Source organism: Gilliamella sp. B2923 (assembly GCF_026536565.1).
GTDB lineage: Bacteria > Pseudomonadota > Gammaproteobacteria > Enterobacterales > Orbaceae > Gilliamella.
Genome location: NZ_JAFNNZ010000008.1, coordinates 101681 through 125038, shown reverse-complemented (window position 1 = coordinate 125038; position 23358 = coordinate 101681). Strand labels below are relative to the sequence as shown.

The following is a 23358-nucleotide window of genomic DNA, read 5'->3' as shown; positions in this document are numbered from 1 at the left end:
ATTAAAAGAGCTGCTCGGCAACACTCCTAATTGTTGATTGTCTCTTCTTATCATTTCTTTTTGTTCCCTTGTTTAAAGTCGACCACTGTGAATATCGTCTTGCTACCTTAAGAGATTTAGGTAACTGTCCTTTTTCCCATTCACTCTGGTCTAATTTAGACAACATAATCGGCGATAAATTCGCATGGCTTCGATGATTTAGGCTTTCTTTCAGTCGTATAAGACGTAAAGAAAGAAAACAAATAATCACATCATCGACGCTTAATTTACTATATCCAGAAAGCTGATAGCGCATTCTGGCACCATAATGTTTAGCTGTTTGCATCAAACTACCAACCGCTCCACCAATTAAAGCAGCAGAGCCAAAGGTAATACCACCTGTTGCCAAATCAATACTGGCGCCGATAGTAGCACCTGATACAAAACCTTTAGTCAAATGCATACCGACAGTTTTTAAAGCATCAACATTAAAAAGATCGGCTTTGTAACGACCTTTGATTAAAGGCAAATTCTCTTCACTCTCTTGCGATGAATCGAATTGATACAGCTTTAACAATTGGTTGATTGCTGTTTGCTCTCGTTGTCTAACCTTATTTTGCATATCGGTAATGGCTTGTTTATCATCAACTTTAGCCATTTCATAAAAAGCTGTCACATCAACTAAGGCTTCAGCAATAATCCGATTAGCGGTTTGATTACGAGATTGACGCATTTGAGCAATCTTAGCTAACCAATGGTTTAAAATCTCTTTTGCTGGTTCAACCAAAAGTGCTAAACTTTGGTATAAACGCTCCTCACCATCGAGTGGTGGGAAAATAGCATCAAAACGTATGATAGCATGAATCCCTATTCGAGATAGCAATCTTTTCCAATCCTTTTCATTTTGTTTTTCTTCGGCAGTAAAGTTAAGCACTGCTAAAATAGGTTTATCGCTATTGGCTAAAATTGCCAGCTCGTCATGATACTTGTCTAATATAGGCTCACGCACGTCTATCACGTAAATCGCCGCATCGCTATTTAACACTTGTCGAATCACTTTAGCTTCTTGATTAAAGAGATTTTCTGCCTCCGGGCTTTGTAAAAAAAACGTTAATTTGTCGACGCCGTCAAGCTTAGCATTAGCCGGCACTATCTGATTAATATATTCATAAAGTGCCAAACTATCTTCTAAACCGGGTGTATCATAAAAAATAATAGATTGATCGTGCGCTAAAGGTAATTTAATTGATTCTACATGTCGGGTTGTACCGGGTTTATCGGAAACATCGCCAAAATGACTGTTGCGACTTAATGCCCGTAATAGTGACGTTTTGCCAACGTTTGCATGCCCCACCACGGCTAATTTTAAAGTTGTCAGCATATTATCAATCCTCAGTTAACCAGACAGGATCCGCCTGCATCAAAGAAAGTGACTGCCAATTATGATACTGCTTACCTTGATTAATAAACCAAATTCGACACTGCTGTGACTTATTCATCAATTGATTAATAAAGTTTAATAAACCTCTATCGGGCGATCGGTCAGTATCAATGGCTATTAACAATTTTTTAGCCGGTGATAACTGAAGATAATCTAACATTTGCGTGCGACTATCACGGGTATTAAGAAAACCTGAAAAGTGTACATTTTCCGGCGGATGCCAATTGTCTTGAATATCTACTGCAACTAAAAATGCCCCATTGCCTTGTTCTATTTGCTTATTTGCCAAGCGCCATTGACTATGCCCTTTTTGGTCTTCATCCTCAATCTGGGTATCTAAAGGTTGCAGTTGATTGGCAAGGATTTGGTAATCGGGATCATCCATATCCAGCTCAATTTTACGGCGACTTATCAGCCAGTTAATACCACAAAAAACCATACACAAAAAGCGAACAGCTAACCCATAAACAATAAACACCCCTAACAGCCAAACAGCCCATGCGGAACGAATTTCACCGGCACTTAAAGCGTGTTCACTCATTTTAATCACATCAGCATTTGGAATATCAAATCCGAGTAATGACGGTAAGAAGCCTAAATAATGAGTTAAATGGATAATGGTATCCGAACTTAATAAGGTCGTTTTCCACTCAAAACTGTAATGCTGGGTTGAAAACAGTACCAAAAGCAGCAATAAAGCACTGGTTAAAATCACCGTCCAAAACAAGTTGAGAACAAAACCGATAAGCCAACGAATGCGAGCACCAAATAGCTTAACAAATGCGGGAATAAGCTGTTCAACGGTCTTTTTTTGATAAAGCTTTTTGGCTAACCATAACCAACAGTGAATTAATAAACTGCCACCAAAATTTGAAAGGAAAAAAAACGAGCAAAGCCAAATAAACAGAGTAATAAGGTGCACACCCAACAAACTAAATAGCGCCCAGTACAGATTGACAGGATTTTGACTTAATGCGCTAAAAGCAAGCGATGCGCCTAGAAAAACCGAAACAATTAATAACAAAAAAAAGGAAATTTTAGCCGAACGTAATAACCGTTTTACAATGGTATATAAGCCATTTTGCTTAGCTAACATTTCTGCTCGCATTACAATACGATCAATCGGCGAAGTTTGTAGCGATCTCACTTGACGATTAATATCTTGGTCAGCAAATCGCCCGGATTCGCTTTCAATTAAATGAATGGTTTCGGTCAGCCATAATGACTCAAGTTTATCTCGCATTATATTTGATCTTCACGTTTAATGAATCGATAAAAGAAACGCGACATAAGTCGCGTTCGAGAGTAAGTCACAACAACTATTGTGTTATTTCGCCAATTTTACTTAACAGAGTTTGAATACGTTGTTGCCACACTTGTTGATCTTGCTTAAGTTTTTCGTTTTCAGCGCGTAAGGTTTTAATCTCATCAGAACTATCATTGATCAGTTGCTCCAACTCTTGATTACCTTGCTTTAACGTCGCAATTTCATGTTGTAATGTATTGATAGTATTAACGGTATGTTGGACTTTACTTTCCAATTGATTCAATATTTCTAATGACATATTTTTCCTCAAACTCAATTTATTTGGTATATAATAGGTAGTATTATAACGAATTCATTCTGAAATCAACACCTTTTTAAAATATAAGTTGGAGAAAATTATGCGAAAACCACTCGTTATGGGTAACTGGAAACTCAATGGTAGTATCGAAATGGCTAAAAGCTTAGTAGAAGGACTAAGAAACGAGCTATCGACTGATGTCGATTGTGATGTTGCAATTGCCCCACCGGTTGTCTATTTAGACTTTGTTAAGCACCAATTAGGCGGTTCTAATATTATTTTAGGTGCGCAAGATGTCGGTATTCATCTTTCCGGCGCTTACACTGGTGAAGTATCTGCAACCATGTTAAAAGAAGTTGGCGTTACGCATGTGATTATTGGTCACTCTGAGCGTCGTACTTATCACAAAGAATCAGACGAATTTATCGCACAAAAATTTGGCGTGTTGAAAGAAGCCGGTTTAGTGCCTGTACTTTGTATCGGTGAAACTGAAGCAGAAAACGAAGCGGGTCAAACTCAAGCAGTTTGTGCACGTCAAATTGATGCAGTGATTAACGCATTAGGCGTTCAAGCTTTCAATGGTGCAGTTATTGCTTACGAACCGGTTTGGGCAATTGGTACAGGCAAATCAGCCACTCCTGCGCAAGCACAAGCTGTACATAAATTCATTCGTGATCATATTGCTAAACAAGATGCCAAAGTCGCTGAGCAAGTGATTATTCAATATGGTGGCTCAGTCAACGATAAAAATGCAGCAGAATTGTTTACTCAACCAGACATCGACGGTGCGTTAGTTGGTGGAGCATCATTAAAAGCCGATGCTTTTGCAGTGATTGTTACGGCCGCTGAACAAGCTAAAAAGTAGTCAATAAAGTTTTATCTGCAAATTTTTATCGATAAAACGATATTTAAAAAAAAAGACACTTAAATTGTGTCTTTTTTTATTTAAATCAAAAAAATTATTTTTTTCTTTTGTTTTCATATCTTGTTGGCCAAATTTTCTCAACTGGCACTTGTAAATAATCCGCAATAATCCGTTCATACTTAGGGCAATGGCGATATAACGCATTTCTTAATGTATCGGCTTGTAAACCACTTGAACGTGATAAAGCTCTTAAATTTCCACCTCTAATTTTGATTTCACCAACGACTCTTGATGGTGACCAGTCTTGATCTTGTTCTCTCATTATGAGATCCTCTATTGGTTAATTTTTTTGCTATTGTAGAGATTATCGGTATTACAATATCAAATTGTTAATAAGTTACCAACAAAGAATAACACATAAAAAAACGAATTAAAACAATAAAAATAAAAAAAGCAACAGAAAACGGAATGAAAAACAATGGAAAACAAATTAAAAACACAAGACGAACAGGAAAAAACACGAGCTCTAACTAATACAGGAGTAATTAACTTTAAAAATAGATTAATGCTTGTTTTAGAAGGTTTATCCGGCAACGCTTTCGCTAAAAAAGTCGGCATGTCAGAAGCAGTAATAAGAGATTATTTATGCGGAAAAACATATCCCTCTTTAAATCGATTAGCAATCATTGCTGTGAAATGTGATGTTCCTATAGAATGGTTAGCCACCGGTAAAGGCGAATGTCGCTTAGTGCCAGAAAGTAAAGGTCGTAACTCAGTTCATATACCTCTGCACCACTTAAATGAAAGTAGTAGCGCTTTCTCACATATCGAATCAATCCCATTTGATATAAGCTTAATTAAGCGACAAGGATGTAATATAGAAGACCTTACCGCCGTTTGGGCGAAAGGCGATAGTATGGAGCCAACGATATCTAATCATGATATTTTGATTGTTAATCAAGCAAACTGTAAACCAATTGACGGTTATCTTTATGCGATACAGTATGAAGATCAGATTAGTATTAAACGAATTCAAAATCATGGTTCGAATTTAGTATTTATACATGATAATCCTAAATATCCAACGATTGTTGGTAATAAATATAAATCGAAAGAGTATGAAATTGTTGGTCATGTCGTGTACTTGTTAAAAGATTTAATTTAGTACAAAACGCATTAACACAAACCAACAATTTGATTGATAAAATAAATGGCAATTGTTGGTTTGACTGATTTTCGTTTTTTTATGCGAACTTTGACGATTGAAATTTGGCTAAGATTGCGCTGATTTATCAAAGGTTTGAGTATAAAAATTTGACACTGGATAAACCACTACCAGCATAACTTTATACTTTTTACCGTAATTATGATAAAATTTAGCAAAATTTTTTGCCTATTAATTTTGTTATTATGTCTAATATAAATTCTCGAAAAAAAGTCGTGGTCGGCATGTCTGGTGGCGTCGATTCATCGGTCTCAGCATATCTATTACAACAACAGGGATATGATGTTGTTGGATTATTTATGAAAAACTGGGAAGAAGACGACACGGAAGAATATTGCTCAGCAGCGGTTGATTTAGCCGATGCTCAAGCTGTTTGCGATAAATTGAACATAAAATTACACACTATCAACTTTGCTGCCGAGTATTGGGATAATGTGTTTGAACATTTTTTATCAGAATATAAAGCGGGTCGAACACCAAACCCCGACATTTTGTGTAACAAAGAGATTAAATTTAAAGCCTTTCTGGAATATGCGGCCGAAGATCTTGGCGCCGATTATATTGCAACCGGGCACTATGTTCGCAAACGGGAAAACGGTGATCAAGTTCAATTGTTACGAGGAATCGACAACAACAAAGATCAAAGTTATTTTTTATATACACTTAGTAAAGATCAAGTTCGTCAAAGTTTATTCCCGGTAGGAGAACTGGAAAAACCGCAAGTGCGAGAAATCGCTAAGCAGTTAGGATTAGCAACAGCAGCGAAAAAAGATTCTACCGGTATCTGTTTTATTGGTGAGCGAAAATTTAGTGACTTTTTAGCACGCTATTTACCGGCTCAATCGGGCGTTATTCGCACCGTTGACGGTGAAGTGATTGGTAAGCATCAAGGGCTTATGTATCACACCTTAGGACAACGTAAAGGGCTGGGTATCGGTGGGCTAAAACAAGCCGATGATACTCCATGGTATGTGGTCGATAAAGATATCGAAAATAACGAACTGATCGTTGCGCAAGGTCACAATCACCCTGCTCTATTTTCCGACGGCTTGATAGCTCAGCAATTACATTGGGTTGATCGGCAAGTGGTTACCCAACCGTTTCGTTGCACCGTAAAAACACGTTACCGCCAGCAAGATATTGCTTGTCAAGTCACCCCATTAGGCGAAGACACCATAGAAGTGTTATTTGATCAACCAGTTGCAGCGGTCACACCCGGACAATCAGCGGTGTTTTATCAAGGAGAAGTCTGCCTTGGCGGTGGCATTATCGAGCAAAGAATAGTCAGTAGTAAGGAGTGTTAGTGTGAATAACAAGTATCATCATATCGCAATGGCTTTAGCCGGGGTTACCCAAAGTGCAATTTTAATTCCACAGTTAGCTAATACAGGTATTTGTAGTAATGAACTTTATCAACGATCAATTAAAAGCATATTTAATACTTCGCCTTTAACCACCGATGATGTTTATGATGGTATAAAAAATATTCGAACAGGTTTACACACTCTGGTACAACTTTTGACGTCCGGACAAAAAGAGCAAGTAGAAATTATTCGTTATCTATTTGGCTCGTTGAGTGTAACCAATAAATTACTAAAAAATAGTGAAGCGCTAAATAAAATTGATCAGCGTTTAACACGCATTTCAGGGCTTTACCAAAACAATATGGACTTTGAAACCATTGAAAGCCACATTGATGATTTGTCTTACTCATTAGCCGGAATCTATTCAGACATTATCAGCCCTTTATCAACCAAAATAAAAGTAGTCGGTAAAGCTGAATTTTTACAAAATTCACTGGTTCAGGCTAAAGTAAGAACTTCACTGCTAGGCTGCGTGCGTTCAGCTATTTTATGGTATCAAGTTGGTGGCAGTCGTCTGCAAATTCTTTTTTGTCGAAAACGAATTTGTGTTGCGGCTCAGGAATTATTACAACAGATTAATCAAAACGATTAATTATCTAAATTTTATAAATCATATTTTAAAAATCGTAACGGAGTTAAACCGATGGAATTATCTGCACTTACTGCCCTTTCACCAATAGACGGGCGATATGGTGATAAAACAACCGAATTACGCACCATTTTTAGTGAATACGGATTATTAAAGTACCGTGTACAAGTCGAAGTTCGTTGGTTACAAATGTTAGCCTCACAAGCAGATATCGCCGAGGTTCCGGCCTTAAGTCAACTAGCCATGACGCATCTAAATCAAATTGTTGAACAGTTCAACTTACAAGATGCGCAGCGAATTAAAGAAATTGAAAAAACCACCAATCACGATGTAAAAGCCGTTGAGTATTTCTTAAAAGAAAAAGTCATGACCAATGAAGAGCTACATGCCATTAATGAGTTTATCCATTTTGCTTGTACCTCAGAAGATATTAATAACTTATCTTATGCATTGATGCTAAAAACAGCCAGAGAAACAGTATTAATCCCCTATTGGAAAAAACTGATTGATAGCATAACCGCGCAAGCGAAAGCTTACCGTGATTTACCGCTACTATCACGCACTCACGGTCAACCGGCCACCCCGTCAACAATTGGCAAAGAGTTTGCCAATGTAGCGTACCGTTTGCAACGCCAACTAAAACAACTTGAATCAGTTGATATCCTGGGCAAAATAAACGGCGCAACCGGTAACTACAATGCGCACATGGTTGCTTATCCGCAAGTTAATTGGCATCAATTAAGTGAATCATTTGTCAATTCTTTAGGATTAAAGTGGAATCCTTACACCACCCAAATCGAACCGCATGATTATATCGCGGAGTTTTTTGATTGTGTTGCTCGCTTTAATACGATTTTAATTGACTTCGATCGGGATGTTTGGGGTTATATCTCACTCAACCATTTTAAACAAAAAACCGTAGCCGGCGAAATTGGCTCTTCTACCATGCCTCATAAAGTGAATCCGATTGATTTTGAAAACTCAGAAGGTAATTTAGGTATTGCTAATGCAATAATGAGCCATTTAGGAAGCAAATTACCGATCTCTCGTTGGCAACGAGATTTGACCGATTCAACCGTATTACGTAATTTAGGCGTGGGCATTGGCTATGCCATTATTGCTTATCAATCGACCTTAAAAGGCTTAAATAAGCTTGAAGTCAATCACGAATTTCTGCTTGAAGAGCTTAATCGTAACTGGGAAGTATTAGCTGAGCCGATTCAAACTGTTATGCGCCGTTATGGTATCGAAAAACCTTACGAAAAATTAAAAGAGCTCACTCGAGGTAAACGAGTTGATGCGCAAGGCATGCAACAATTTATCGAATCGTTAGATATACCGGAAGCAGAAAAAGCCCGTCTTAAGCAGTTAACACCGGCTAACTATATTGGTTATGCCGTTAATTTTGTTGATAACTTATCATAACCATTCCCGGGCGCTAGCGGGAAACAATATCGCCTGCTAGCGTCATCATGACCAATAAAAAAATAATCAAATTAGAAAATAGCAGGCTAATTTGTAAGAAATGACAATAACATTATCGATAAAATAGGGAAATCAATTGAAAATTCGTATTGCAACCCGTAAAAGCCCTTTAGCGCTATGGCAAGCCAATTTTGTTAAACAACAACTTGAAACATTTCACCCCTCTTTGGTTGTCGAATTGGTACCAATGGTCACTCAAGGTGATGTATTGTTAGAAAGCCCACTGTCAAAAATTGGCGGTAAAGGGCTATTTGTGAAACAACTTGAACAAGCCATTATGAATGGCCAAGCAGATATTGCCGTGCATTCAATCAAAGATATTCCGGCTGTATTTCCGCAGGGTTTAACCCTATCGACTGTTTGTCAACGTGATGAGATGCGCGATGCTTTGATTTCTAACCAGTATCAACATCTTGATGAACTCCCTCATGGCGCAGTTGTCGGCACCTCTAGCTTACGTCGCCAATGTCAATTGCGGGCGAGATATCCGCATTTACAAATTAAAGATCTGCGAGGCAATGTCGGTACACGATTAACTAAATTGGATAATCAAGAGTATGATGCCATTATTTTAGCGGCAGTCGGGTTGAAACGGTTAGGATTGCAAAATCGAATCAAACAATATATTGATACCAATCTTATCTTACCGGCAGTTGGGCAAGGAGCAATTGGTATTGAGAGCCGAGCCGATGATAAAACGTTATCCGAACTGCTGGCGCCACTGGAGGATAAAAATAGCCGAATTTGTATTGAGGCAGAACGAGCCATGAATCTTGCACTTCAAGGTGGTTGCCAAGTGCCGATTGCCTGTTTGAGCCAATTAGAGAATGATAGTTTAACCCTCCGTGGTCTGGTAGGCCGAATAGACGGCAGCGAAATGATCAAAGCCGAAATTACCGGTCATTCCACTCAAGCTGAAGCATTAGGACGCCAATTAGCCGATAACTTATTAGCGCAAGGTGCTAAAGCAATATTAGCGGAATTAAATGGCGGATGATTTACATCACCAGACCTTCACCTGAAGGCGAGTTGTTAACAAGGCAACTTAACCAAGCCAATTTAGCGGCAATACATCTGCCTTTTTTTGCTATTTCAGCCGGTCAAGATTTAGATAAATTACCGGCTCAACTTGCGCAATTAGACAGCTCAGCCATAGTAATTGTGGTATCACCGCAAGTTAGCCATATCCTTAAACAGCAAGCGGTGTCGATTAACTTTCCTAAGCATATTAACTATTATGCTGTCGGCAAAAGATCGGCGACTTTATTTCGTCAATTAAGCCAAACAACTGTCCACTACCCGAATTGCGAAAACAGCGAAGGACTTCTAGCTTTACTTGAAAAACAACCATTAGCAGGTCGCAAAGCATTGATACTTTGTGGTAATGGCGGGCGGGAATTATTAGCCCAACAGCTATGTAAACACAACATGGACGTTACACGTTTAGCATGTTATCATCGACAAGCAATTCACTACCCGGCTACTATCTTAGCAAAAGATATCAGCCAACAACTTATCGTCATTACCAGTATTGAACATTTGATGCAACTGGAAAGATATTGCCAAACAGCGCATAAAAACCACGCTCAATTAATTGTAAGCAGTGAGCGAATTTATCATCGAGCCAAACAACTAAAATGGCAAAAAGTTTTGCCTATTGACTGCGCAAATAATCAAATTTTGTTTAAAACAGTATTAACTCTATGCCATAATGTCATAAATGAAACTAAAAATGTTAAATGAGGTAAGTTATGCCATTGAGACATTACAGCGCTAATGCAACACTTTCCAATATTAGTACAACTTCATTTAACCAACCGCCCAAAATGTCTAACAACAACAAAGCGAAACCGACTATGAAAGAGAATAAAAAAAATCCAGTAGATGATACGCAACCCAACGCTAAAATGGAACAAAACACTTCAGCATCAGCGCAAAGCAATAAAGCTAAAGTGCCTGTATCAAAACTCTCTTTAGTAGCTATTGCGTTAACTGTCTGCCTTGCCGGTGCCATGGGTTATTACGGATATGATCAGTTAAAAGAACAGAAAAAAACGATTTCAGCACTTAAAGCCCAATTAGCTAACTATAAACAAAACACCAAAGAGAGTATTTTAAATGATTTGCAAAATACCCTCACCACAGCACAAAATACTCAGAATCAAAAAATAACCTCACTTGAACAGCGTGTTGATCGTAAACTCAACGAACAACAACAAACGCAACAATTATTGGTTAATCAAGTTAACGACTCAACCAAGTTATACGAACAAAGCTTTCATAATCTCAATGAACGATTAGCGGCAATGTCCACAACCGATCATCATGTTTGGCTGATTTCTCAAGCTAACTACCTAGTCCATTTAGCCGGTAGAAAGATATGGAATGATCAAGATTACACTTCCGCCCGATTACTGCTAAAAAGTGCCGATGAAAGCTTAGCACAAATTGACGATTCCAATTTATTGCCTGCCCGACAAGCGATCACTAATGATATAAATGCCCTCTCTCACGTCAGCTTTATTGACACTGACGGCATTATTTTAAATCTCCTGAGTTTATCTGAGTCAATTACTGATCTGCCGTTAGTGGGAAACAATACGCAGGATGATAAAAGCAAAACAGAGTCAACTCAAGAGCCGCAACAATCTGCTACTGGTGAAAATATGACAGAATTACAATCAGTTACCCAATCAGCGGATCAAACAAGCGAAGATAACCAAGTAAGCTCATCTGTGAAAGATTGGTCGAACAATTTAACCAGTAATGCCGAATCATTTATGAGTAAATTTATTACAATTGAAAAAATAGATTCAACCGAGAACAATTTTGCTACTTGTTTAGATAAAGCCGACGGCGATGAAAAAAAGATTGTGAAATGCCAAATCTTACAAACACCGTTAACATTAGATCAGTCGCTTAATCTGCGTGAGAATATTCGTTTCCGATTATTAATTGCTGCCCAAGCAGTGCCAAGACATCAAGATGTTATTTATCAGCGAGCATTAAGTGACACTGCGACATGGGTCAATGCCTACTTTGACAGCAATGCATCAAGTGTTAAGGCCTTCACAGATAGCTTAACAAAATTACAAAATCAATCGATAAGTAATCAAGATGTTCCTAATCAACTGACCAGTATCGGCGAGCTGGAAAAATTAATGCAAACTCGTGTACGTGCGATGCTGAGCAAATAGGAGAATAATAATGATAAAAATATTGATTATTTTCTTAGTATTAGTCGGCGGATTTTTCCTCGGACCACTATTACAGGGACATCAAGGCTCTGCCATATTTGAAGTGGCGGGATACAAAATCAGCATGTCTTTTAATACATTTGTGATACTCGTATTATTTGCCATGCTGATTCTCTACATATTAAATTATCTTTTTAAAAAGATCCTCAATTCAAAAACCGCATTAGGTAATTGGTTACGTTTTAAATCGCCTAAAAAATCAAGAAAGCAATTAGAACAAGCGCAGATTGCCTTACTTGAAGGAGATTATCAACAAGCCGCTAAACTCTTTACCAAAAGTGCCAAAGGCGCCAATAATAGTGCACTGTCTTATCTACTTGCAGCGCAAGCACAAATTGACAGCAATCAAATCATTTCCGCCAATCAGTTATTAGAAAAAGCCGCCAAAGTAGTTGATGATAAAGAGTTATTTGCTTTCCAATTAGTGCAAGTCAGACTACAACTTAAAAATCATGAATATGGTTCAGCCAGAGTGTTAATCGATAAACTGTTAAATGAAAAACCACGTAACAACGAAGTGTTAAGATTGGCCGATCAGCTCTATTACTCAGTTGGTGATTATCAAGCCATAATCGACTTACTACCGACTATGTATAAAACCAACGCCTATAGTGACGCTCACTTAGACCAGCTAAAACAAGCCGCTTACATTGGCCGCATTAAACAGTTGTCTAAAAATAGTGATCCACTTGCGTTAATCAAATGGTGGAAGTCGCAACCAAAAGCAATCTTGAATAATGTGGCTTATCAAAAAGCGATGTCTTTCTATCTTAACGAATTAGGTCAAACAGCCGAATCAGCTAAGATGCTAAAATCGATTGAAAAGCTTGAATATAAAGAAAGAACATAAACACAAATCAGATAAACAGGGCAATAGCCCTGTTTTTTTATCTTCAATAAACGTTTAAACCATAAAATAACGAATCAGTGCCATAGCCACCACACCGCAAACCACAATGCACATTAAATTTTTAGTTACAATCGCCACAATAACTGTGGGAATTGTTGCTAAGCAGTATTCAATATTTAGATCAGGAAATTGCCCTTGTTTTGCAACAAACAGATTTTGCACAAACAGTGCCGTTAAAATACATAAAGGAACGTAGGATAAAAACCGAATAACCATATCCGGTAATTGTAATTTGCGCACCAACATAAACGGAATCACCCTCGGTAGCCAAGTAACAATGCCGCATCCTAAAATAATAAGTAAACTATAAATTGTCATGCGTTACGCTCCATTGCTATTCCCATAAAACATCCAGCAAAAGTACTGATTAAAATCGCCATTTCTGGTGACACAAAACGCATCAATAAAACTAACATAACCGCAACGGTTAACATGACAATCAACCGATTTTTGAGGCTTTTAGTTTTATCACTGATCAACTGTAAATAGAGTAAACCAATAAACATAGCGACCAGCGCATAATCTAAACCAAATTGCATCGGATTTGGCAACCATTCACCAATTAACGCCCCAATCAGACAAGACAAAATCCAGGCAATATAAGCAGTAAGATTAAGCCCATGCATCCACGAGGCATTTATCGGCTCTTTATTACTTAATGCATTCATCGCCACTGCAAAACTCTCATCGGTCAATAACGTGCCGATTCCGATATTATTCAGTAATGAATATTGACGAAAAGCAGGCGCCGTTGCCATGCTCATTAAAAAGTGGCGAGAATTAACTAAAAAAACAGTAAAAATAATGGCAGTAATTGGCGTTGCGACCAGCATTAATCCGGCAATAATAAATTGTGCCGCGCCGGCATAAACAATTACCGCCAGTAACGTCACTTCCAGTACCGATAAATGCGACGATTTTCCGACCACACCGGCAGCAATACCAATCCCAATATAGCCTAATAGCGTTGGAATACAGGCATAAACGCCATCTTTAAATGACAATGACATAATTCTCCCTCAAATATAACATTGTTATTGTAATTGATTGTTCTTGTGATTATTGTTTTTATAATTACAGGTTTTGTAATTATTGATTTTCCATTCTGAGATTTAAACCGGGTCACTTTTTGTCAAGAAGTTTCAGAAATACCCTACGTTAAAGTAAAATTTCAGTCACCTATCAATACGATAAACAGCGATGCTTAACTATAATATGACACAATCTATGATTAAACTTTGCTATAATAGCGTTTAATCTGTCTCAATGACAATCTAAATAACTGATTATCAAAATTAAAAGTGGCAAACACCTATGTATATTGGAACCCTATTTATAATCTCTGCGCCAAGTGGTGCAGGTAAATCGAGTTTAATTCGTGCTTATTTAGCGCAAAAAAATCACTATCCGGCCAAAGTTTCTATTTCACACACCACCCGTGATCCTAGACCTGGTGAAACGCATGGTGAACATTACTATTTTGTCGATCCTAAACATTTTCAGTCACTGATTAACGAAAATGCTTTTGTCGAATATGCCAAGGTATTTGATCACTATTACGGTACATCTAAAGCGGAAATAGAACAAAGTTTACTACAAGGCGTTAACGTTTTTTTAGATATCGATTGGCAAGGCGCTCAGCAAGTCAGAGAGCAGCTCCCCCAAGCAAAAAGTATCTTTATTTTGCCCCCTTCACTTAAAGAGCTTAAAAATCGCTTAATCAAACGGGGACAAGACGACGCCAGTGTCATCGATAAAAGAATGGCAAAAGCCCAAGCTGAGATATCTCACTATAATGAATATGATTATGTCATTATCAATGATGATTTTGATGTATCACTGCAAGCTTTAAATGCCATTATTACAGCATCCAGCTTAGAACAATCAAAGCAAGCTATCGTTCATAAAACATTGTTATCTGACCTGTTAGCTGAGAAAAAATAAGTAACTACTAGTCAGTCTCGTGCCGATTGCACTGCTTACACATTGTTAGATCAAATAAAAAGGGAATATCGCCGAACTTCGGCGATATCTCATCAGATAGGATTTTAGTGACCAAGCGCTTTATCGGCCTGATCATTTTGGATTAACTCTAATTTATAACCGTCCGGGTCTTCAACAAAAGCGATAATGGTACTGCCACCTTTGACTGGTCCCGCTTCACGGGTTACCTTACCGCCGGCTTGCTTAACCTCTTCACACATTTTTGCCACATCATCAACGCCAATTGCGATATGCCCAAAAGCGGTACCGTGGTCATATTTATCTGTTCCCCAGTTATAGGTTAATTCAATCACCGAACTAGTTGATTCATCACCATAACCTAAAAAAGCTAACGAGTATTGATATTGGGTATTTTCGCTCGTTCTTAACACCCGCATACCCATTACACGAGTATAAAAATCAATTGAACGTTGTAAATCCCCTACTCGAATCATTGTATGTAATATACGCATTGCTTAATGTTCCTTTTTTGCTAATTTTACATTTTTTATTGAGTTTATACTTAAGCTTATAGGCAGGCAAATTTTTTTCAGAAAATTGCCTTTAAATTAAGCCTAACTGAGTGAATATTGAAGGTGTTTCAATGCCAGAGTAAAACGGCTTATGCAGCTGTAAAGAATATTTCTCCGGCTCAAAAGTTTATAGTAATTTTCTAAACAGCTTATGCAGCTTTAAAGTTGATATAGCTTTTTTAGATACTATTTCATTATTTTTAAACAGCTTATGCAGCTTTAAAGGATACCGAGCACACAATCACGGTTGTGGGTCGTTTTTAAACAGCTTATGCAGCTTTAAAGTAGAATCTCACATACTATAAACACCGTTTATAAAAACATAAAGGACAATTTTAGGTTTAAAAACCTTTTTTTCTAATGCTTTTGCAATATATTGATTTTTAATGGTTTTATTTTTAGCTAAAAAAAAAGGTTTAAAAAGTTTGTATTTTAAACTCCACTACTATTTCTAAACGACTTACCATTACCTTCCACAAAAACAAACAAATGCACCCACCCGCACCTTCACAAAGCGCTGACAACTAAGAGAGGTTAGCACGCCAAACAAGGATGTTTGGCGAGGCGCTGCTTTGTCCGGAACAAATCAGCGCCGGTGCGTTAAGACCGAACAAAGGCGGAGGGCTGTCGAAGACCGCTTTGGATGGTGCTGCGAGGGGGTTATTAGGGGGATTTCGCACCAAATCCCCCTAATTCGGACGCAGATACCGAAATGAAAATATCAACCAATTAACAGCGTCCGAAACCTGCGGATTAAAAACCCGCAACTTACAAAGAAAGTAAAAACCTTGTCAAAAACTTTCAAAAAATATAGGTGTTTAAGCAAAAAACAAAGCGTTGACAAGAACTTCCAGAAAACACCCACGTTTAAGTATAAAAACAAAAGTTTTAGATATTTCAAAAATATCCTAAACCCCTTATGCAGCCATAAAAGGCTCTATCTTACGACAGATACATACGATTTTTTTCTAAGCGGCTTATACAGCCGTGAAGGAATATTTTACAGCTGATTGAGCCAGCTTTAGTTTTCTAAACGGCTTATGTAGCTGTAAAGAGAACAGAATTAAATTGATTAAATTTAGGGCTTTTCTAAAAAGCTTATGCAGCTGTAAAGGATAATTCCACTCCAGCGCATCAACGGATAGTGTCTAAACGGCTTTGTAAGCCTTGCGGTGATTAGATAGAATAGCGTGTGACTGGCTGAGAAGCTTTCGCTCGAGGATAAAAGAGCGAAAGCTATTTTACATGATGTTTAAAAATAGATTAATCGTAACGCGGAGAGGCGCTAATACGTTTACCGTTAGTAACTAAACGAACAGGTTGCCCGACGTAGAAATTTTTAACCGAGCCTTTTTGTATAATAACAATATTGGAATCACTATTTTTAGGTCTAATCTCTAATTCAACTGCATTTGCTTGATTTGCTTTATTTTCAATGGCATTACCCACTACCGCGCCGCCGATAGCACCGGTTGCTGTTGCTAAAACACGACCTGTACCACCACCAACAGTATTACCTAAAACACCACCAAGCACAGCACCACCAAGCGCACCGATTACATTTTGATTGTTACCGTTTGAATTTGCTTGAATTTTAACCGCTCTTACCGAAACAACTGTACCATAACTGACATGTTGAACTTGTTTGGCTTGATCTGCTGTGTAAACATCGCCAGAATAGATATCACTATTGCTACATCCTGTAATTATTGTAGCTAAAATAGTTAGCGCGATGATCTTTTTCATATTGAATTCCTCATATAGATTGAGATTATTTTTTTATAACATCATAAGGATAATATTGTTTTATCAAAACAACAACATGATTTTCATTATTTTAGCATTCGACAATACAATTTATGGCTAACTTGAGTTATACTCGTTTAATAGTTTATCTACCATACAATAAGTATATGAAACGGTTATTTTTTCAAATAGTATTATCGGTTATGATAACCGCCTGTCACGAAGTTAATGAAAAGCAGACAAATAAAGAGGCAACAATTGCTGAGCCACCCAGCTCAGATTGTTTAAATGATAAACCAGCAAACCATTTAGATCTGAACAACCTTCCAGTAGAAAGTTGTCCGGTTAACTAATTTAATAGGCATATGTAACTAATGAAGACTATCGAAATCGACGAAGAACTATACCAATTTATTGCAGGTCAAACTAAACATATTGGCGAAGATGCATCGAGTATTTTACGGCGTTTATTGAATATCAATCAAACCTCACCGGCTAAACAAAATCAACTATCGAATTCAGATAATCACTATCCTATATTCAATAATTTATTGACTAGTGAAACGTTTACCAACGAAAAATCAATTATTAGTCGCTTTTTATTATTATTAGGTGCGCTTTATAACTACAACCCCGCACTCTTTGCAATTGCGGCAACCTCTTTACACGGCAGCAAAAGACAATATTTGGCTAAAGACAAAGAGTCATTAGAAACATCGGGAAAAAATACCAAACCACGAGAAATCGTCGGTACTCCTTATTGGGTTATCAGTAATACCAATACGGCTAGAAAAATTTATATTATTGAATCAATCATGAGTGATATGGGCATATCAGAAAACATGATTAATCAAGTTATTAATGTTTTTTTACCCTAAAATGAAAGGCTAAAAGCACTCTATCGAGTTGTTCACTGTTTAACAGGTTTAGCAAAATATAAAAATACTATATATGAAAAAGGAGTATAAAATGGCAAAGCAAAGCCGCGCGGGATTACTAGCTGAAGCTTCTGACCTTATTAATGTTGAAACTTTAAAAAATAACTATTATCAGATCAAACCGGATACGGATGATGCTAGCCAATTAGTTATTTTTGGAACATCTGGTCATCGTGGTAGTTCTAATAAAGGGACGTTTAACGAAGCCCACATTTTAGCCGTTGCCCAAGCGATTGCCGAATATCGCAAAGCCAATAATATCACGGGGCCTTGCTTTATTGGTCAAGATAGCCATGCTTTGTCTGAACTTGCTTTAAAAAGTGTACTTGAAGTATTTGTTGCCAATGAACAAACAGTGGTTATGGCTCGTGATTGGGGTTATACCCCAACGCCGGTTATTTCACACGCAATTTTAACTTACAATCAAGGCCGAACAGCGCAACTTGCTGACGGTATTGTCATTACGCCTTCCCACAATCCACCGGAAGACGGCGGAATAAAATATAATCCAACCAATGGTGGACCAGCCGATACCGACATCACCAAACAGATCGAAAATCGAGCGAATGAATTACTCAAAAGCCAATTAAACGGCGTTAAACGTGTTAGCTTAGAAAAGGCGCTGAATTCAGATTATATTCACACCAAAGAGTACGAGACCGATTATATTAATGATCTGGAAAATATCGTTGATATGTCATTAATTCAATCCTCTTCGCTACGTATTGGTGTTGACCCGCTAGGTGGCGCAAGCGTCACTTACTGGCCACGCATTGCTGAAAAATATGGCATCAATCTGGATATCGTTAATGATAAAGTCGATCCAACCTTTAGCTTTATGCATCTTGATCATGACGAAGTCATCAGAATGGATTGTTCAAGCCGTTGGGCAATGGCTGGCTTACTGAAGTTAAAAGATCAATTTGACCTCGCCTTTGGTAATGATACCGATTCCGATCGCCATGGCATTGTTACGCCAAAAGGCTTGATGAATCCAAATGCCTACCTTTCAGCGTGTGTGAATTATCTATTTCAAAACCGTCCGCAATGGCATAAAGATATCGCTATCGGTAAAACCTTAGTCACCAGCTCAATGATTGATCGGGTGGCAAATAGCTTACATAAAACCTATTTAGAGTATCCGGTTGGTTTTAAATGGTATGCTGACGGACTGTATAACGGTCAGTTAGGCTTTGCCGGTGAAGAAAGTGCGGGCGCATCATTTTTACGCACTAATGGTAAAGTTTGGGCGACCGATAAAGACGGTATTATTTTATGCTTACTAGCAGCAGAAATGACAGCTAAAACCGGTAAAAATCCGCAAGAACAATACCAAACTCTGGAAGATAAATTTGGTGTCTCTTATTACGGTCGAATTCAAGCTCCGGCAACCTTTAGCGAAAAACAAAAGTTATCTAAACTTGATGCAAGCCAATTAACCACCGATACTTTAGCTGGTGAAAAAATCACGCAATGTTTAACAACTGCGCCAGCTAACAATGCACCGATTGGCGGACTGAAAGTGATGACAGAAAACGGCTGGTTTGCCGCTCGCCCGTCTGGCACCGAAGATGCTTATAAAATTTATGCTGAAAGCTTTATCAGTAATGAGCACTTAGCAACGTTGCAGGAAGAAGCACAGGAAATTGTCGCTAAAGCGATTAAGTAGCACCGCCTAAAGCGGTCTTAGCGACCGCCCTCCGCCTTCGTTCAGTCTTAACGCACCGGCGCTGATTTGTTCCAGACAAAGCAGCGCCACGCCAAACATCCTTGTTTTGGTTGTGTTTTTTACTTAAACACCTATGTTTTCTGAAACTTTTTGACAATGTTTTGTGTTTTTACTTAAACACCTATATTTTCTGAAAGTTTTTGACAAGGATTTTCGTTAATACTAACTTGACTATTATTCTTCTGTTTGGGGAGTTTTGGGTAAGTTAGATGATTTAGTATTTTGGGAATGCTGTTGGGATCTATTTAATAAGATTAGAAACTGATTTTTTACTAGAACGCGGGTATTTTCTGAAACTTCTTAACAAAAAGCAAATCCATTTGGATTTGCTTTTGTGATTTAAAGTGTGCTTATTAAGCACCAGCACGGTAATTAGGTGGCTCTTTGGTGATGAGAACATCATGTACATGGCTCTCTTTCATACCAGCGCCTGTGATACGATAGAATTTTGATTGAGTGCGTAGATCTTTTATCGTTGCACAACCGGTTAAGCCCATGCAAGAACGTAAGCCGCCCATTTGTTGATGTATGATCTCTTTTAACATGCCTTTATAAGCAATGCGCCCTTCTATCCCTTCCGGTACTAATTTATCGGCTGCATTGTCGGATTGGAAATAGCGGTCAGATGAGCCTTTTGCCATTGCACCAAGCGATCCCATACCTCGATAAGATTTATAAGCACGACCTTGAAATAGTTCGATTTCGCCCGGTGCTTCTTCAGTGCCGGCAAACATTGAGCCAACCATAACGCACGATGCGCCGGCGGCAATGGCTTTTGCAATATCACCGGAAAAACGGATACCGCCATCGGCAATCACAGGAATATTATATTTTAGAGCCATTTCTACCGCATCCATAATGGCACTTATTTGAGGCACCCCAACACCTGTGACGATACGGGTAGTACAAATTGAGCCGGGACCAATACCCACTTTAACCGCACTTACGCCAGCTTCAATTAATGCTTTAGCCCCTTCAGCAGTTGCCACATTGCCCCCGATAATTTGTAAATCAGGGTAAGCTTGTCGAGTTTGACGGATACGCTCTAAGACCCCTTCTGAATGCCCGTGTGAGGAATCAATCAACAACACATCAACCCCTGCTTCAACTAATGCCGCAATTCGCTCTTCATTACCGGCACCAGCACCAACCGCTGCGCCAACACGTAAACGACCTTTCTCGTCTTTACAAGCATTTGGTTTTTGTTCAGCTTTATTATAGTCTTTAACCGTGATCATACCTTTTAAATGGAATTTATCATCCACCACCAGTACTTTTTCAACCCGATGTTCATGCATTTTTTTAAGCACGATTTCACGTTTTTCACCCTCTGTAACCGTAACTAAACGCTCTTTTGGCGTCATAACTGCGGTTACTGGTAAAGAGAGATCGGTAGCAAATCGCACATCACGAGCAGTAATAATCCCGACTAACTCTTGCGACTGCGTAATTACAGGAAAACCGGCAAAACCATACTCTTTTGCCAGATCGATAACTTGCTTAATGGTTGCAGTTGGGAGAACTGAGACCGGATCTTGCACAATCCCGCTTTCATGTTTTTTAACTCGCCTAACATGATTAGCTTGCGCCTCGATCGGCATATTTTTATGAATAAAACCAATACCACCTTCTTGCGCTAAAGCAATGGCTAAATCAGATTCAGTAACCGTATCCATCGCTGCTGACAGCATCGGAATATTTAATCTAATGGTTTGGGTAAGCTCAGTGCTGATATCAGCAGTATTGGGTAAAACAGTTGAATGAGCAGGAACTAATAAAACATCATCGAACGTGAGGGCTTCTTTTACTATACGAGACATGACAATATTCACCATTGAGTTGAATTGTTGATAAAATATTGCCGAAGCATTCTACCTATCTTTCCATTAAAAGACTAGCAAAATTTAGTAATAATGATTGACTCATCACCATTCAACTGAATAAAGCAGCTATTTATCGAAAAACAGAACAAATAATCGCTATTAAAAAGACGAATCACCACATCGATAAAAAACCAATAAGGCATTAAGTAAACAAGATGTTTAAGCATAAAATCATAAAAACTCGTCAAGAAGCTTCAGAAAATATAATTGATTAAGAAAAAAACTCAAAACATTGACAAGAAGTTTCAGAAAACACCTACGTTTAAGTATAAAAACAAAAGTTTTAGATATTTTCAAATATATATCCTAAACCTTTTATGCAGCGTAAAAGAGTTGCTCCAGCGTGGGGGGAAAGCGTGGGCATTTCTAAACGGCTTATGCAGCCGTGAAGGTTGTACATCGCGAGGACAGGCTCATAGAACATTTCTAAACGGCTTATGCAGCCGTGAAGACCTGCATAACGTTTTTGTCAAATGGTATAACTTTCTAAACGGCTTATGCAGCCGTGAAGTAGAACCTCACATACTATAAACATCGTTGATAAAAACACAAAGGGCAATTTTAGGTTTAAAAACCCTTTTTTCTAACGCTTTTGCAATATATTGATTTTTAATGGTTTTATTTTTAGTTAAAAAAAAGGGGTTATAAACTTTGTATTTTGAACTCCACTACTTTTTTAAACGGCTTACCATTACCTTTCACAAAAGCAAACAAGTGCACCAGATTGCACCTTCACAAAGCGCCGACAACTGAGAGAGGTCAGCACGCCAAACAGGGATGTTTGGCGAGGCGCTGCTTTGTCCGGAACAAATCAGCGCCGGTGCGTTAAGACCGAACGAAGGCGGAGGGCAGTCGAAGACCGCTTTGGGCGGTGCTGCGAGGGGGTCATTAGGGGGGATTTCGCACTAAATCCCCCTAATTCGGACGCTGACACCGTAATGAAAATATCAACCAATTAACAGCGTCCGAAACTTGCAGATCAAAAACATGCAACTTTTATAAAAGTAAAAACCTTGTCAAAAAGTTTCAGAAAATATAGGTGTTTAAGCAAAAATACAAAACATTGCCAAAAACTTTCAGAAAACACCTACGTTTTAGTATAAAGTAAAAGTTTTAGATATTTCAAAAATATCCTAACCCCCTTATTAAGCCTTAAAGCGCTCTATCTTACGGCAGAAACATACGACTTTTTTCTAAACAGCTTATGCAGCTTTCAAGTAAAATAAAGTTAGTTCGTCCTATCGAGCATATTTCTAAACAGCTTATGCAGCCGTGAAGACAAGACGGGTTAATAGTCACACAAAATAAAGTTTCTAAACAGCTTATGCAGCCGTGAAGTGTTAATGGTTAACGACTGATATTTTTTGTTTTTTCTAAACAGCTTATGCAGCCGTGAAGTCCATCAGATCTAAAACGTAAGCACGGTGAATTTTCTAAACAGCTTATGCAGCCGTGAAGTTGCCCCGCTCGGATAACTGCCAAGCCGAATCTTTCTAAACAGCTTATGCAGCCGTGAAGGGAGTTTTAATGGCAACAGATGCGCAAAAAAGTTTCTAAACAGCTTATGCAGCCGTGAAGATGCGCAATTCATGAACATTAAAGAGTCAATTTTTCTAAACAGCTTATGCAGCCGTGAAGGGGATATAAAAAGACTGTTGTTAAAGCGGAAGTTTCTAAACAGCTTATGCAGCCGTGAAGTAGAATCTCACATACTATAAACATCGTTGATAAAAACACAAAGAGCAATTTTAGGTTTAAAAACCCTTTTTTCTAACGCTTTTACAATATATTGATTTTTAAGGGTTTTATTTTTAGCTAAAAAAAAGGGTTTATAAAGTTTGTATTTTGAACTCCACTACTTTTTTT

General features: G+C 38.2%; 22 protein-coding genes and 1 CRISPR repeat array. Of the genes, 13 read left to right on the top strand and 9 right to left on the bottom strand.

The genetic code is table 11. The features are described from left to right. Position 1: 1 nt before the first annotated feature. From J3U42_RS09595 to zapB, 3 genes are all read right to left on the bottom strand, one after another. Positions 2–1360, bottom strand: a complete 1359-nt coding sequence (locus J3U42_RS09595) for a DUF3482 domain-containing protein (protein ID WP_220217545.1) — start codon at positions 1358–1360, stop codon at positions 2–4. 4 nt (positions 1361–1364) lie between these two features. Beyond that, a complete protein-coding gene (locus J3U42_RS09590) occupies positions 1365–2663 on the bottom strand; it encodes a DUF2868 domain-containing protein (RefSeq protein WP_267336325.1) in 1299 nt (432 codons plus the stop codon). Positions 2664–2739: 76 nt separating this feature from the next. Next, positions 2740–2985, bottom strand: a complete 246-nt coding sequence (gene zapB, locus J3U42_RS09585) for a cell division protein ZapB (protein WP_220217547.1) — start codon at positions 2983–2985, stop codon at positions 2740–2742. A gap of 100 nt (positions 2986–3085) precedes the next feature. Between zapB and tpiA the strand changes: the two genes are divergently transcribed. Beyond that, positions 3086–3850 (top strand): triose-phosphate isomerase, encoded by a 765-nt coding sequence (tpiA, locus tag J3U42_RS09580; protein ID WP_267336324.1) that lies wholly within the window; start codon positions 3086–3088, stop codon positions 3848–3850. A 94-nt stretch (positions 3851–3944) separates the two neighbouring features. Here tpiA and J3U42_RS09575 read toward each other — a convergent pair whose 3' ends face one another. Continuing rightward, entirely contained in the window at positions 3945–4172 is a 228-nt protein-coding gene (locus J3U42_RS09575; RefSeq protein ID WP_220217549.1) for a helix-turn-helix domain-containing protein, read from the bottom strand. Between the two features lie 156 nt (positions 4173–4328). On the opposite strand from J3U42_RS09575, the gene J3U42_RS09570 reads away from it, so the two are divergent. From J3U42_RS09570 to J3U42_RS09535, 8 genes are all read left to right on the top strand, one after another. Then, complete coding sequence (locus J3U42_RS09570; protein ID WP_220217550.1) at positions 4329–5015, top strand: LexA family transcriptional regulator; 687 nt, start codon at positions 4329–4331, stop codon at positions 5013–5015. A 245-nt stretch (positions 5016–5260) separates the two neighbouring features. Next, a complete protein-coding gene (mnmA, locus tag J3U42_RS09565; protein WP_267336323.1) occupies positions 5261–6379 on the top strand; it encodes a tRNA 2-thiouridine(34) synthase MnmA in 1119 nt (372 codons plus the stop codon). Between the two features lies 1 nt (position 6380). Continuing rightward, the gene (gene hflD / locus J3U42_RS09560) at positions 6381–7031 is read left to right on the top strand and encodes a high frequency lysogenization protein HflD (protein WP_220217552.1); all 651 of its coding nucleotides are present in this window, start codon (positions 6381–6383) and stop codon (positions 7029–7031) included. A 51-nt stretch (positions 7032–7082) separates the two neighbouring features. Beyond that, positions 7083–8453: an adenylosuccinate lyase gene (gene purB, locus J3U42_RS09555; protein ID WP_220217553.1), complete on the top strand. Its 1371-nt coding sequence runs from the start codon at positions 7083–7085 to the stop codon at positions 8451–8453. Positions 8454–8589: 136 nt separating this feature from the next. Beyond that, positions 8590–9510, top strand: coding sequence for a hydroxymethylbilane synthase (gene hemC, locus J3U42_RS09550; RefSeq protein ID WP_267336322.1), 921 nt, complete (start codon positions 8590–8592; stop codon positions 9508–9510). Continuing rightward, entirely contained in the window at positions 9507–10256 is a 750-nt protein-coding gene (locus tag J3U42_RS09545) for a uroporphyrinogen-III synthase (protein WP_267336321.1), read from the top strand. Before hemC ends, J3U42_RS09545 begins: the two co-directional genes overlap by 4 nt. Positions 10257–10264: 8 nt before the next feature. Beyond that, positions 10265–11710, top strand: coding sequence for a uroporphyrinogen-III C-methyltransferase (locus tag J3U42_RS09540; protein WP_267336320.1), 1446 nt, complete (start codon positions 10265–10267; stop codon positions 11708–11710). 10 nt (positions 11711–11720) lie between these two features. Next, positions 11721–12620, top strand: a complete 900-nt coding sequence (locus tag J3U42_RS09535; protein ID WP_267336319.1) for a heme biosynthesis HemY N-terminal domain-containing protein — start codon at positions 11721–11723, stop codon at positions 12618–12620. A gap of 54 nt (positions 12621–12674) precedes the next feature. Here the strand turns inward: J3U42_RS09535 and J3U42_RS09530 are convergent, their stop codons facing one another. Together J3U42_RS09530 and J3U42_RS09525 are read right to left on the bottom strand one after the other, a co-directional pair. Beyond that, positions 12675–12998, bottom strand: a complete 324-nt coding sequence (locus tag J3U42_RS09530) for an AzlD domain-containing protein (RefSeq protein WP_267336318.1) — start codon at positions 12996–12998, stop codon at positions 12675–12677. Then, positions 12995–13690: an AzlC family ABC transporter permease gene (locus J3U42_RS09525; protein ID WP_220217559.1), complete on the bottom strand. Its 696-nt coding sequence runs from the start codon at positions 13688–13690 to the stop codon at positions 12995–12997. The genes J3U42_RS09530 and J3U42_RS09525 overlap by 4 nt, the downstream gene beginning before the upstream one ends. 304 nt (positions 13691–13994) lie before the next feature. Between J3U42_RS09525 and gmk the strand changes: the two genes are divergently transcribed. Further along, positions 13995–14624, top strand: coding sequence for a guanylate kinase (gene gmk / locus J3U42_RS09520; RefSeq protein WP_267336317.1), 630 nt, complete (start codon positions 13995–13997; stop codon positions 14622–14624). Positions 14625–14728: 104 nt separating this feature from the next. Here the strand turns inward: gmk and gloA are convergent, their stop codons facing one another. After that, complete coding sequence (gene gloA / locus J3U42_RS09515; protein WP_255556104.1) at positions 14729–15136, bottom strand: lactoylglutathione lyase; 408 nt, start codon at positions 15134–15136, stop codon at positions 14729–14731. 1323 nt (positions 15137–16459) lie between these two features. Next, positions 16460–16942: a glycine zipper 2TM domain-containing protein gene (locus J3U42_RS09510; RefSeq protein ID WP_220217562.1), complete on the bottom strand. Its 483-nt coding sequence runs from the start codon at positions 16940–16942 to the stop codon at positions 16460–16462. Positions 16943–17109: 167 nt separating this feature from the next. Here J3U42_RS09510 and J3U42_RS09505 point away from each other — a divergent pair, with 167 nt between their 5' ends. The 3 genes from J3U42_RS09505 (at position 17110) to pgm (ending at position 19549) form a co-directional block, all read left to right on the top strand. Beyond that, positions 17110–17295, top strand: a complete 186-nt coding sequence (locus J3U42_RS09505) for a hypothetical protein (protein WP_220217563.1) — start codon at positions 17110–17112, stop codon at positions 17293–17295. Positions 17296–17316: 21 nt separating this feature from the next. After that, positions 17317–17820 (top strand): hypothetical protein, encoded by a 504-nt coding sequence (locus J3U42_RS09500; RefSeq protein ID WP_220217564.1) that lies wholly within the window; start codon positions 17317–17319, stop codon positions 17818–17820. A gap of 91 nt (positions 17821–17911) precedes the next feature. Next, entirely contained in the window at positions 17912–19549 is a 1638-nt protein-coding gene (gene pgm / locus J3U42_RS09495; protein ID WP_267336316.1) for a phosphoglucomutase (alpha-D-glucose-1,6-bisphosphate-dependent), read from the top strand. Positions 19550–19962: 413 nt separating this feature from the next. Here the strand turns inward: pgm and guaB are convergent, their stop codons facing one another. Next, positions 19963–21429, bottom strand: a complete 1467-nt coding sequence (gene guaB, locus J3U42_RS09490) for an IMP dehydrogenase (protein WP_267336315.1) — start codon at positions 21427–21429, stop codon at positions 19963–19965. A 1252-nt stretch (positions 21430–22681) separates the two neighbouring features. Beyond that, positions 22682–23190: direct repeats of the CRISPR family, unit length 28 nt; unit sequence TTTCTAAACAGCTTATGCAGCCGTGAAG. Between the last annotated feature and the right edge of the window lie 168 nt (positions 23191–23358).